We start from the raw sequence: 13,655 nt of genomic DNA, 5'->3' as shown, positions 1-13,655 counted from the left end.
TAATTAGCAATAAACAAAAGGTTATAAATGAAAGTTTTAATATACGCTTCGGCATTTGCACTTGTTGGATCCTGTGCTTCTTTAAGCCACAAAGAAAAAATGCAAGCCATTGCCGATAATATTGAAATTTCTCAACCAGATCAAATAAAAACCTACGCTCAAACCATTACTTCCAATGAGTTAAAAGAGCATTTGTATTTTTTTGCTTCTGATGAACTTCAAGGTAGAAAGGCTGGAAGCCCAGGACAAAAAAAAGGAACAAAGTTTATAAGTGATTATTACAAGTCACAGAATATCCCGTCACCATATCCAGACTCAAGTTATTTTCAAAACATACCAAAAGCCTATCTAGGAGAAGATTTTAATGATTCCGAAAACGTTTTGGCTTTCATAAAAGGAAAAGAAAAACCAGAAGAAGTTATAGTAGTTTCGGCTCATCATGACCATGAAGGAATTGATAAAGACGGAAATATTTACAATGGAGCTGACGATGATGGCTCAGGTACAGTTGCGCTTTTGGAAATGGCTGAAGCTTTTAAAGAAGCTCAAGATAATGGACATGGTCCAAAACGCAGTATCCTTTTTTTGCATCTTACAGCAGAGGAAGATGGACTTCAAGGTTCTAGATTTTATACTGAAAATCCAGCATTTCCATTAGAAAATACCGTTGCAAATTTAAATATAGACATGATTGGTCGTGTAGATAGGAATCACGAAAAAAATCCAGAATACATCTATATTATTGGAGCAGATAGATTAAGCACCGAATTACACTATATCTCTGAAGCTGTAAATAACGAGTTCACAAACCTTAGTCTTAATTATAAGTACAACGAGGAAAATGAACATAATAGGTATTATTACAGGTCGGATCATTACAACTTTGCAAAACATAATATTCCAGTAATTTTCTATTTTAATGGTGAACATGAAGACTACCATCAGGTTACAGATACAGCCGATAAAATTGAATATGACATCCTAGAAAAACGTACCAAACTAATTTTTGCAACCGCATGGCAACTTGCCAATCAGGAAAATCGCATAATTGTTGATAAATAATGTGTTAAAAAGTGTTAAAAGACAGGCTGTTCAGCGTATTATAGTCGCACTTTTTTCGTAATATCGCACAACACTTAAATATAACAACCAATAAAATGAAAAAAACACTATTACTATTAAGCGCAATGTTAGTAGTATTTTCTTGTAAAAAAGAAGCAACTCAAGAAGATGTTGTTGCTTATGGAGAAACTATTACAGAAGATGAGTTAAAAGACCATTTATACATTTATGCTTCTGATGAGTTCGAAGGTCGTGATACTGGAGCGCCTGGACAAAAGAAAGCAGTTGAGTATCTTAAAAAAGAGTACGAAACTATGGGTATTCCATCGGTTATCGAAGGAAACTATTTTCAAACAGTACCTTTAAACATTGTTAAAACACCAAAAGTAAGTATTTCGGTAAATGGAGAGTCATTTAATTATTATGATGACTTCATATCGCAAACTGCTGCTGCAACTGGAACAGTATCTGTTTCAGAAGTAGTTTATGCTGGTTATGGAATTGATGATGAAAAATATAGTGATTACACTAATCTTGATGTTAAAGGTAAAGTAGTAGTTGTAAAAGGTGGCGAGCCTAAAGATAAAGCTGGAAATAATATTCTTAGCGGTGGGAAAGAAGCGTCTAAATGGTCTAATGGTCGTCAAGCTCTTTCTTCTAAAAGAACTGCTGCAAAAGACAATGGTGCAAAAGCGTTGTTTTTCATGGATAGCGAGTTATTTAATCGCTACGCAACATTCTTTAAAGAGCGTGAAGCAACTGGTGGAAGCAAACGCTTATCATTACCAGCAAAAGAAGGTGATGACCCAGAAATTTACGATTTCTTAATTAGCGAAAAAATGGGTAAAGCGTTAGTAGGCAACATTAACGAATCTACAGAAACTGCAACAGTCGCTACTAAGTTAGATATGAGCTATGAAAGTATTACTGAGTCTATGCCATCTGAAAATGTAGCTGCAATGATTACAGGTTCTGAAAAGCCAGATGAGTATATTGTTATTTCTGCGCATTTAGATCACGTTGGTGTTAATGCTAAAGGTGAGATTTTTAATGGTGCAGATGATGATGGTTCTGGAACAGTATCATTATTAGAAGTTGCAGAAGCTTTTAAAACAGCTGCTGATAAAGGTCATGGACCAAAACGTTCAGTTATCTTTTTACACGTAACTGGTGAAGAGAAAGGATTATTAGGTTCTAGATATTATACCGATTATGAGCCATTAAAACCTCTAGCAAATACAGTCGCTAACTTAAATATTGATATGGTTGGTCGTATTGACCCTAAACGTGAAGGAGACAGAAACTATATTTACTTAATTGGTGCTGATAAATTAAGTACTGAATTACATGAAATCTCTGAAGAAGTAAACAAAACGTTTACAAACATTGAGTTAGATTATACGTATAACGACGAAAACGATCCTAATCGTTTTTACTATCGTTCAGATCATTACAACTTTGCAAAAAATAACATTCCAATCATATTTTATTTTAACGGAACACACGATGACTATCATAGACATACTGATACTCCAGACAAAATTAATTATGACTTGTTAGAAAACAGATCTCGTCTTGTTTTCCATACAGCATGGGAATTAGCAAATCGTGCAGAACGTATTGTAGTTGATAAAGCTACTGAGGAGTAAAAACAACTTAATTAGTTATATAATATAAAGCCTTCCATTTGGGAGGCTTTTTTTATAGTTCAATAAAATATTATATTAGTAAATTAAAGTGAAAAATCAGTTATAGTTAATACTTAGTCCTTTTACAAATTCGTTTTATCTCAATGGAAGACATTATTATAATTTTAATATTAGTCTTGTTTACATCTCTTTTAATTTTTCTTTCAATTAAAGAATTGAAATGGTATTCAAATGGAAACAAGGAAAATGTTAGAATAAGACTCTCTCAAATTATAAGAAATGAATTTTCAACTAAGAATTTTGAAATAATCCAAATCAATAACCCAAGAGGTAAGGATAAGAAACAGAATCCTTTTGATAATGGGATAAATTTTGTTTTACCTGGCTTTTTTGGTCCTGGAGAAAGGCTGTTTTTTTGGGTTGTTACATATAAAAAAGAAGAATCAACTGATATCTATAAAGTTTATATTAAAGCAGTAAATTCAATATACTCAAATAAAATAAAGTTTAACTTTTCAAATAACAACCACTTTAAATCATTAGTAGTTAAAAATTTTAATGCTAATAAATAACTCAATTTTTTTGATTTGGAAAGAAAAACTTGCTTACATAAACTTGTAAGCAAATAAATAATATTCACAAAAAATCCCTCATTTCTGAGAGACTGCAACTGTTTATACTTCTGGATAAACATTAACAAACGTACTTTATTAAGGTTTTTTAGTTTTCTTTCTAAAATTGCAGCTTCTTTTCTAGTCGGTTTTTCAATCACTAAAACAAGTTGCCATGGAACTCCTGTTGAAGTTGACGAAACTGTTCCTGCATTAAGTATCTTAAGTCTATTGTAAACATTATTTGTATGACCCTTATAATATTTATCTAATGTTACAGAGTATAATATATAAGTAAAAAACATATTATTAATATAATAAAAAAGCCTCTCATATAAATGAAAGGCTTATATTTTTATGGTACAGACCCTACGATCTGCACCAAGACATTAGCTTTGCTAATCGTCTTGGGGTGGAAGACGGGATTCGAACCCGCGACCCTTGGTACCACAAACCAATGCTCTAACCAACTGAGCTACAACCACCATGTTAATAGTGCCTTTTATAGGCGTGTGCAAATGTAAATTATTTCAAATTTTCTACAAAGAATTTTGTGCAATTATTTTATATCATATAAGCTATCAACAGCGACATAACGTTCTACAGTAAAACCTTCTCCATGCTCCGCTCCTATTAAGCGCCCCAAATCTCTTGCTCTATATTCAATGCTATCGGTGAAATTACTGCTAGAAATAGGTGTTTCGGGCTCTTTGCTAGTTGGGTCAAAGAACTGTGTTTTATAAGCCATTACAGCTTCCATTTTTTTATCCATAAATCCAGTAACATCCATTACAAAATCTGGCCCAATGTTTTTCCATTGTATATAATGATATACGTGTTTTGGTCTCCAAGGTTCTTGCCAACCATCTTCATCAGGACATTTTGTGTCTATTTTTAATAATCCGCTTAAAAAGCAAGCGTCACTTACTAATTGACTTCCTTTACCATGATCTATATGCCTATCGTCAATAGCATTACATAATACAATCTCTGGACGATATTTTCGTATCATTTTAATAAGTTCAATTTGATGAATTTTATCATTTACAAAAAAGCCATCAGCAAACTCCATATTTGTTCTAACTGCAACTCCTAAAATTTTGGCAGCTTGAGCAGATTCAAAATCGCGTGTTTCGGCTGTTCCTCGTGTTCCCAATTCGCCTCTAGTAAGGTCAATAATACCAACCTTTTTTCCATTGGCAATCTCTTTGGCTATCGTTGCTCCACAACCTAATTCTACATCATCTGGATGTGCACCTATAGCAAGTATGTCTAATTTCATATAATTAATTATGAATTACAAATCTTTAATTATGAATTGCAAATTACGAATTATAGTGCAATTTGTTTATTCTAAGAGCTCCATTGTTTTTGCTGTTCTGTTGTAAAAAAAGTCCAAGCTACTACTCTGCTTACTTTATTGCCTTGTTGCATGTTAATCACTTTTACCTGTGTAGCTCCAAGTTTTTTTAACGATTTCTGCATGGACTTTACCAAATCCTTATTAGACACCAAACTTGTGTACCATAAGCAATTGGTCTTAAATAAGGAGCTTTCATATAAATAATTGTGCAAAAAGGCCTTTTCCCCACCTTCATACCAGAGTTCGTTAGCAGTTCCGCTAAAATTTCTAACTGGATTTGTATGGTTTTTATTTAATCCTTTTAGCTTTCTTGTGGTTGCTTCTATAGCTTCCTGTTCATTTTTATAAAAAGGTGGATTACACATACTTGCAGCAAAGGCATCAGTAGGTTTTATGATTCCTTTTAAAATGTGTGATTTGTTGGACTGCAAACGCAATTCTATGGCAGTTGACAGCTTATTTTCATCAATTATTGTCTGAGCAATTTTTAACACTTGAGTATCAATTTCTGTTGCTACAAATTTCCAATTATACTCTTTAAAACCTAATAAAGGGTAGATACAAGTAGCTCCAGTACCAATATCTAACACAGTTACTCGATTTTTTAGTTTGTATGGATTTAGCAAATCAGCTAAATGATGAATATAATCTAAACGTCCAGGAATTGGTGGGCATAAATTTGCATCAGGAAACTCCCAATAGTCTATAGCATAATACGTCTTTAAAAGAGCCTTGTTAAGTAATTTTACTGCTTTAGGGTTAGCGAAGTCTATGGTTGTAGAACCGTATTTATTTGTAAACACAAATTCTTTTAACTCAGGAATTATTTGAGTTAATGCTTTAAAGTCATAGTCTTTTTGATGCTTATTATTTTTATGCAAAGTTTAATAATTAATTCTTGATTTCATTAATTGCTCTTTCTATATCATCAATTATATCCTCAGTTTCTTCTAATCCTACTGAAAAACGAATCAATCCATCTTTAATGCCTTGTGCTTCTCTATCCTCTTGAGTTAATAACGCATGTGACGTTAATGCTGGCAAAATCATGGTACTCTCCACACCTGCTAAACTCATAGACGGTTTTATGAGTTTTAATGATTTTAAAAACGCTTCTGCATCCAATCCTTCAGCTAAATCAAACGATAACATGGCTCCAAAACCTTTCATTTGTTTTTTTGCGAGTTTATAATCTGGATGTGTTTTTAATCCTGGATAATACACCTGACTTATAGCTTTGTTTTTATTGAGAATTTTCGCTACCCTTTTAGCATTTTTTTGTTGTGCTTTTACACGAACACTCAAAGTTTTCAAACTACGCTCCAACATCCAAACCATAAAGTCGCTGAGGTTTCCTCCTAAGTTTTTCGCTAAATTCCAAATAGTGTCTATATGCTCTTGACTTGTTACTAAAGCTCCAGCACTAATATCGCTATGACCTCCAAAGTATTTAGTAGCACTGTGCAATACAATGTCAATTCCAAAATCAATAGGTTTTTGAATGATTGGTGTTGCAAACGTATTATCTATTACGGAAAGTACACCTTTGGATTTCGCTAACTTTGCAACCGCTTCAATATCAACTAGTTTTAATAACGGATTTGAAGGTGTTTCTATATAAATCATCTTAGTATTTGGTTGTATACAACTCTCAAAATCATCTACGTGCAAGCCTTCTGTAAAACTATACTCAATATTAAACCTATCAAATTGTTCTTCAATTAAGTTTCGAGTGCCACCATAAATATCATTTTGCAATACAATATGGTCGCCAGAGCTTAAAAATGCAAGTAATGTTGTACTGATTACTGCCATTCCTGAGCTAAAAATCATGGCAGCTTCGGCATGTTCTAAAGAAGCAATTTTCTTTGCTAAATATTCCTGATTGGGTGTGTTAAAATAACGTGGATAACGCTTAATATCTACATCCATAAACTCATAGGACGACGACATATATATAGGAGATACAGATCCTTTAAATGTTATATCCTTAACTTCTCCTGTATGTGTACAAATGGTGTTTTCTCCAATATTTTTAGGCTTCATAGAATAGTATTTTAAACGATATAAAGTTAGAGAAAAAAGCAATACATTGTGGTTTATAATGCAACAAGAAATACACCATCATTATATTATACACAAACCGTTTCGTTATTTAAGTCAGTTTATAAATAATCAAAATAAACGGAAGAATAAGAAGTTACTTGGCGAACTTTATGATTTCGCTAAAGGCACCATGGCTATTGGTCGTTTGGACGAAACTTCCGAAGGTTTATTGCTACTCACTACAGATGGAAAAGTTAGCGCACGCATTACTAGCAACAAAGTCGAAAAAGAATATTATGCGCTAGTTGACGGTTTAATAACTAATGAAGCTATTGCACAATTACAAAATGGCGTTATTATAAACATACATGGGAAGCCTTATAAAACCAAACCCTGCAAGGTTAATTTAATTAATGACCTATCAGGCTATCATATTGAAGAACGTTTTGTTCGTGATGAACGCCATGGCATAACATCTTGGATTTCTATAACCCTAACAGAAGGTAAGTTCAGACAAGTGCGAAAAATGACTGCTATAGTTGGCTTTCCAACATTAAGATTAGTACGTGTTAGAATTGGTGATATTAAGCTAGATTTAAATGTAGGAATGGTTAGAGAAGTTGAGCAATTATAGCTCATTTGATTTAGCGATAATAGCTTTTAATTTTTCTTTTCGTATTTCTTTTTCACTTTTAAGCTTGTTCTTCTTGCGAGTCATCAACTTACTATGCTAAGCTTTATTCTTTGTGTTTTTCTCACGTCCCTGTTTTGCCATAGAATTATAATAATACTTAATTGAATAATCTAAACCTCAACTAATTTCCACTTTCCTTTTTTAAACCAAATAATGCCAATTACCGCAATAAGTATTTCGGCCAACGTAATGGCAGCAAATACGCCAATAGGGCCATAATCTAAAGTAATTGCCATAAGATAAGCAAAGGGCAATTGGAATAACCAAAAGCATACAAAGTTAATGTATGTTGGTGTTTTGGTATCTCCAGAACCATTAAAAGCATTAATAATTACCATACCATAACCATAAAACACATAACCAGCTGCAATCACTCTTAAACATAAACTTCCATATTTAATCACTTCAGTTTCAGCAGTAAATAAAGCTACTATTTGTGGTGAGAATACTAAATACACAATAGAAACTAATAGCATAAAAACTGCACTGTACTTTCCAGTAACCCAAACTGAGGTTTCGGCGCGTTCTGGTTGTTTGGCGCCTAAATTTTGTCCCACTAAAGTCGCAGCAGCGTTACTCATTCCCCAAGCTGGCATTAAAGTAAACATCATAACACGTATAGCAATAGTATAGCCAGCCAGCACTTCGCTGCCAAATTCGCTCATAATTCGCATTAAAAACACCCAACTTGATGTGCCTATTAAAAACTGACCTATACCACCAATTGATACTTTTATCAAGTTCCACATCACTTCTACTTGTAGCACTAAATCTTTAACTGCAACTTTAATCTTGCTATAACCAAAAAATAGAATTCCTAGTTGAAATAATACTGCACTACCACGACCAATAGTAGTAGCAATAGCTGCCCCTTCAACACCATGAGCTTCAATAGGCCCAAAACCAAAAATGAATATTGGGTCCAAAATAATATTTAAACCATTAGACAGAATAAGTGTCCACATAGCGATTGATGCATTTCCTGCACCCCTAAAAATAGCATTGATTAGAAATAGTAACATAATAGTTATGTTTCCGCCCATGAGTATTTGCGTGTAGCCATAACCTTCTTCTATAAGATCTGCCTCTGCTCCCATGATACCTAAAATTTCTTTTGGATACAATATACCAATGACACTTATACCAATGGCAACTGCTGTACCAAGAAAAATAACTTGCACCGCTGCTTGAGACGCTCCTTTTATGTCGTTTTCACCAACACGACGCGCCACAATAGCTGTTGCTGCCATACTTAAACCAATAGCAATGGCATAAACCAATGTAATAACAGACTCGGTTAGACCAATGGTTGCCACTGCATTAACACTTACTTGTGAAACATAGAAAATATCGACAATTGCGAAGATGGATTCCATGAGCATCTCTAAAATCATTGGAATAGAGAGCATAAAAATTGCACGACGAATACTGCCTGTTGTAAAGCTTTCTTCTTTACCAGACACAGCTATTTTGAAGTACTTAAAAAATTGTTTTATTGAGATTTTGTTGGATGACATAATAATATGATTAACTGCTAGACATGGCTAAACACTAAAAAGTATTTTGCTATAAAGAGTCGAAAAGAATTCGACAAACCGGATAATTTATTTAATTAATCATAACGCAACAAATATTGGAAATTATTTTGGTTGTCGCAAATCAAAATTTAAAAGAAGATTTTTTTTTTACTGTAAGCGGCTTAAGTCAGCTTCGGCTGCAATGTAGCCAAACCCTGCCCAATTGCCATTTTTAATTATATTTTGAAACATATTAATAGCTCTATCTTCATCACCGTTATAGAAATGCCAATTGGCAATACCGTATTGTGTTGCTTCATTAGCTCCAATTGAGCCATTCTCAACTTTAAGCAACTCATTTTCAGAACGAACACCTTTATAAAACAGTAATAAATCGTGATAAGCTATGTTTTCGATAATATCCATGTTTTCGGTTATAGGATTTAAAATAGAAGCAGCTTCATATTTCATATTCATTCGTTGCAATATCATATACAACCAATGTCTTGTTGCAACTTGCATATCGTTATTCTTAGAAACCTCTAAGCATTCAGTAAAATATTTTAATGCATTTTTAAGGTCATTTTTTAAATAATATGCCAATCCTAAATGGTAATAAATATTATTATGAAGGCTTGATACAGGTTGATTGAGTCTATTTGGAACACCATCTGGCTCTATAACATCTTCTGTATCTTTAATAAGCAATACTGCATTTTCAAAATCGGTGATAGCATTATTAAATTGCCGCGTGCTTATATATCTATGTCCTCTATGTCTTAAAAAACGTGCATCTTTTGGGAATTCATTTATGCCTTGAGTAAATATTTCAATAGCTCGTTTATAATCTCCCAAATAGGCAATTCTTCTACCTAACCAAATAATATTATCTGCCAGTTTGTTATTATTTTCATAGTTTTCTAAGGCGTCTAAATACTTGACAATTTGAAGAGAGTCTTGGGCAGGATTAACTTGTCGTCTAATTAAAGGGGTGTTTAATAAAGACATCCCTTGAGATGTGTTAATTTTAACATCATCAAGATTTTCATTGTTTTTACAACCAAAAAAAACTAAACCAACTAGTATAATTACTTTAATCTTTATCAATTTTATCATAAGCTCTAATTATTACAATTGCCTAAATAGTCACCAAAACAGCAACAATAATCGAAAAATATAAAACGATGTTATTTGCTTCCATTATTGACCATTTTAAATAAAATTAATAATCCAAGAAGCATTGGAGCCCATAACCCAATAAATATTCCATGCAATTCTTCACCAGAAAGAAACAAATATTCGGCCACAATAATAATGACGACACACAACAGAAGCATTAAAGTATTAGCTGTACCGAGTTTTTTAAAAAAATTCATATTCTAACTTTTGATTTCTAAGGTACTAAAATTTAGACATCAAAATTAATATGAACACCAAAAATGGTTACTTTTTATAATATTTAGCATATTTTTTGTAGGCAAAAAATGCAAGTATTGCTACTATAGCGAATACAATAACAATAGTATTTACACTATCTAATTGTTGTCCCGACTGATAAGAATGTAATCCAGCTAAATAAAAGTTAACTCCAAAATATGTAAATATAATACTTGAAAATGCTAAAATAGATGCTAAATTAAACCCAAAACGACCTCTTAGCCCTGGCACTAAACGCATGTGAATCACAAACGCATAAACCATAATACTAATAAGTGCCCAAGTTTCTTTAGGGTCCCATCCCCAATAACGCCCCCAACTTTCGTTTGCCCACATACCTCCAAGAAAGTTACCAATGGTTAACATTACCAAACCAACAGTTAATGCCATTTCGTTAACAATAGTTAGTTCTTTAATGTTAAGGCTCATTTTAGCTTTATTTTCTTTGTTAGTAAGAATCATTAATAATAATGATACAACACCTAAAATCATTCCTAAGGTAAATGGTCCATAACTTCCAACTATTACAGCCACATGAATCATTAACCAATAACTATTTAAAACTGGTTGTAAAGTACCAATGGAAGGATCCATCCAATTCCAGTGAGCAATCATTAATATCATAGCTGTTACAAACGCAGTTGCTGCAAAAGTAATATCACTTTTACGTCCAAATATTAGTCCAAATAACATTGTAGCCCAAGCCACATATATCATAGATTCATAAGCGTCACTCCATGGAGCATGACCTGATAGGTACCATCTTACAATTAGTCCTGCTGTATGTAATAAGAATAGACCAACTATAATATACTTAAAAACTGATACCGCAGTATTTATGCCTTTACTTCTATCTTTAAAGATTTGAACGATTAACAAAATAAACATCAATGTTCCTGCATACATATACCAGCTAAATAGGTTCTTAAATATGTCGTATTTGTTATACAGTATTTCAGTATTTATTTTTTTATCGCTTAACATGACCTCAGCACCATATTTTTGCTGCGTCTTTTTAATAGCTGCCAATAGTTTATCACTTTCAGCAAAATCACCTGTTTTTTTACCTTCATTAAGCATATACAAATACGCTTTAAAACCAGTATTTATAAAATTTCCGTAAAGTGAGTCTTTTAGCTGAATTTTTTGTTCTCTATAATCTGGAGACGATATCCATGTATTATTATCATCTTCAGGAATAGGGAAGATTTTTAGTGTTTCTCCATTTAAAGTAGCATACAATAAATTCACTCGTTGGTCTGCTTCTACAAATTCTTTTTGTATGGCAGTTTGTACTTGTGTACTGTAAGCTTCTTGTAAATAGTTACCCAATTTATAAGTACCCCTTTCGGTAAAGAAATGAGCTAAAGTTGCATAATTCTCTTCTTTATCCAATCCAATAATGCTTCTAATAGTGTCTGCTTTTTTAAGCTTTAAATAAATAATTGGCACATTGTACCATAAAAACGGACTTTCTTGCATTGATAAAAACACTTGGTTAGAATCAAAACTCTCATAATCTTCATACTTTGTTAATTTACGTAACAACTCTGAAGCATACGTGTTAATAGGCTTCATTCTTCCATCAAAATCCTGAATTACCAAACGTCCTAATTTATCGGCTTGCTCTTTAGGAGTGATATTAACTTTTAAAATAGAATCTATTTGAGCCTTGGTTACTGTTTGTTGCGTATGGTCGTGACCATCATCTTCAGTATGTGTTTCCTGTGCATTTACTCCAATAGTAGTTGCCAAAAACAGGGCTATTATTGTTGCAGATTTTTTTGCTTTTATTTTTTTAAGGTTTCTTCGTAAATCATCAAAGCGAGTATGCTTAGCAAATAGTATGGCCATTAATCCAAAATACAATAAGAAGTAACCAAAATAAGTAATGTTTGTCCCCCAGAAATCATGATTTACAGAAAGTATGGTTCCTTTTTCGTCTGGGTCGAAAGACGCTTGGAAAAATCGGTAACCTCTATGATTTAATATATTGTTCATATAAATATGAAAATCGAAATCACCTTCTTGTTCGTCTAAAACCGTAACTTTACTTTCATAAGCTGAATAACTGTTTTCCGTACCAGGGAAACGTTTTGCAATAAAGTCGTTTAATTTGACACTAAATGGTAACTCTATCGCTTTTGACCCATATTTTAAAGCAAAATCTAAGCCTCCAATTGTTACTTGCTTAAAAGCGTTATTAGTGCCTTTACCTCCTAGTAATTTTACAGTCTGGGTTTCATTATTAGCAGTAACTTTTAAAACTAAACCATCTTCATCATTTCTTAATATCTCTGATTTTTTAACAACATCGAACACACCTTTTACAACAGGTTTTGGGAACACCAATGTTTGATTTCCTATAATATATCTTGAGCGTAACACTAAAGGTTGAATACTATCTTTTACTAATTTACCTTTAGCTTGTGTTGCCATGGTTAGGTATTCACCTTCATAAGGTGACTCGATGGTTAACGTACTATCTGTATGTGTTATGTTTACTGCGCCATCTGTAGGTTTGTTAAGTGCAAATAACACGTTATGAATGCTTTGTACTTGACCTTCTTTTAAAAAGTGGTTATGAGAGCCTCCCATACCAGCTTCAACCATTTTTAAATAGTTTTCTCCAGAGTCGTCTGGAATAATATCTTCTTCGGCACTTTGTATAAATTCTTCAAGCTCAATAGTTACTGGTTGACCGTTATAATCTGTATTTCTAGCAAACTTATTGCTGAGTCTATGAGAGAAATCGGTTTCATATTGCTGTATACGTCGCTGTTGTTTGCCATCTACAACATAGTCGCCGTCCATATAAACGGTTAAATACGTTTTTTGAGAAAGAAACGTATTTTCTGTAGCGCCTTCACGAATTGCCATTATTCCCTCAAAACTGATATACCTAGTTATGAATGCTCCAATAAAAATGAAGATAAAAGCTAAGTGCAACGTTAGTGTTGCCCATTTTTCTTTTCTTAATAAGCGATATCTAAAAATATTTCCAATAAAATTTATAGTAAATAATGCCATAATGGTTTCAAACCACCAAGCATTATAAATAAGTGTTCTAGAATATGGAGTTGGCGAGGTTTCTTGTCCAGCATCCATAAAAGTTCCAATTATCATTGCAACAGCAAAAGCTATAAATAAAAATGCTGTAAGTCTTGTAGAGAAGAGTATGTTGGAGAGTTTTTTTAACATAACGGAAATCGTCTTTTTAAAGTCGTGCAAATTTAGTGTTTTTCTTTGTAAAGGATAAAGAATAGGTGATATTTA

At 32.9% G+C, this 13,655-nt stretch carries 11 protein-coding genes and 1 tRNA gene; 4 read left to right on the top strand and 8 right to left on the bottom strand.

Annotation, left to right across the window (positions count from 1 at the left end):
* The first annotated feature begins 27 nt into the window (after positions 1-27).
* The 3 genes from HB672_RS08975 (at position 28) to HB672_RS08965 (ending at position 3,283) form a co-directional block, all read left to right on the top strand.
* Positions 28-1,062 (top strand): M28 family metallopeptidase, encoded by a 1,035-nt coding sequence (locus HB672_RS08975; RefSeq protein ID WP_167611212.1) that lies wholly within the window; start codon positions 28-30, stop codon positions 1,060-1,062.
* Between the two features lie 95 nt (positions 1,063-1,157).
* Positions 1,158-2,711, top strand: a complete 1,554-nt coding sequence (locus HB672_RS08970; RefSeq protein ID WP_167611209.1) for a M28 family peptidase — start codon at positions 1,158-1,160, stop codon at positions 2,709-2,711.
* A gap of 143 nt (positions 2,712-2,854) precedes the next feature.
* Complete coding sequence (locus HB672_RS08965; protein WP_167610398.1) at positions 2,855-3,283, top strand: hypothetical protein; 429 nt, start codon at positions 2,855-2,857, stop codon at positions 3,281-3,283.
* A 447-nt stretch (positions 3,284-3,730) separates the two neighbouring features.
* Here the strand turns inward: HB672_RS08965 and HB672_RS08955 are convergent.
* The 4 genes from HB672_RS08955 to HB672_RS08940 form a co-directional block, all read right to left on the bottom strand.
* Positions 3,731-3,807: transfer RNA gene (locus tag HB672_RS08955), tRNA-His, on the bottom strand.
* 74 nt (positions 3,808-3,881) lie between these two features.
* Complete coding sequence (gene bshB1 / locus HB672_RS08950) at positions 3,882-4,604, bottom strand: bacillithiol biosynthesis deacetylase BshB1 (RefSeq protein ID WP_167611203.1); 723 nt, start codon at positions 4,602-4,604, stop codon at positions 3,882-3,884.
* Between the two features lie 71 nt (positions 4,605-4,675).
* A complete protein-coding gene (gene rlmF, locus HB672_RS08945) occupies positions 4,676-5,566 on the bottom strand; it encodes a 23S rRNA (adenine(1618)-N(6))-methyltransferase RlmF (protein WP_167611201.1) in 891 nt (296 codons plus the stop codon).
* A gap of 10 nt (positions 5,567-5,576) precedes the next feature.
* The gene (locus HB672_RS08940) at positions 5,577-6,731 is read right to left on the bottom strand and encodes an aminotransferase class I/II-fold pyridoxal phosphate-dependent enzyme (protein ID WP_167611198.1); all 1,155 of its coding nucleotides are present in this window, start codon (positions 6,729-6,731) and stop codon (positions 5,577-5,579) included.
* 58 nt (positions 6,732-6,789) lie between these two features.
* Here HB672_RS08940 and HB672_RS08935 point away from each other — a divergent pair, with 58 nt between their 5' ends.
* Positions 6,790-7,365, top strand: coding sequence for a pseudouridine synthase (locus HB672_RS08935; protein WP_167611196.1), 576 nt, complete (start codon positions 6,790-6,792; stop codon positions 7,363-7,365).
* 170 nt (positions 7,366-7,535) lie between these two features.
* Here the strand turns inward: HB672_RS08935 and HB672_RS08930 are convergent, their stop codons facing one another.
* The 4 genes from HB672_RS08930 to ccsA all read right to left on the bottom strand — a co-directional run bounded on the left by HB672_RS08930 (position 7,536) and on the right by ccsA (position 13,580).
* Positions 7,536-8,942 (bottom strand): MATE family efflux transporter, encoded by a 1,407-nt coding sequence (locus HB672_RS08930; protein WP_167611192.1) that lies wholly within the window; start codon positions 8,940-8,942, stop codon positions 7,536-7,538.
* A 168-nt stretch (positions 8,943-9,110) separates the two neighbouring features.
* Complete coding sequence (locus HB672_RS08925) at positions 9,111-10,058, bottom strand: tetratricopeptide repeat protein (RefSeq protein ID WP_244306598.1); 948 nt, start codon at positions 10,056-10,058, stop codon at positions 9,111-9,113.
* Positions 10,059-10,129: 71 nt separating this feature from the next.
* Positions 10,130-10,318: a hypothetical protein gene (locus HB672_RS08920; RefSeq protein WP_167611189.1), complete on the bottom strand. Its 189-nt coding sequence runs from the start codon at positions 10,316-10,318 to the stop codon at positions 10,130-10,132.
* Between the two features lie 67 nt (positions 10,319-10,385).
* Positions 10,386-13,580: a cytochrome c biogenesis protein CcsA gene (gene ccsA / locus HB672_RS08915; protein WP_167611186.1), complete on the bottom strand. Its 3,195-nt coding sequence runs from the start codon at positions 13,578-13,580 to the stop codon at positions 10,386-10,388.
* Between the last annotated feature and the right edge of the window lie 75 nt (positions 13,581-13,655).

Source organism: Gaetbulibacter sp. S0825 (assembly GCF_011777505.1).
Taxonomy (GTDB): domain Bacteria; phylum Bacteroidota; class Bacteroidia; order Flavobacteriales; family Flavobacteriaceae; genus Pontimicrobium.
This window is presented reverse-complemented; position numbering and strand designations above follow the sequence as displayed.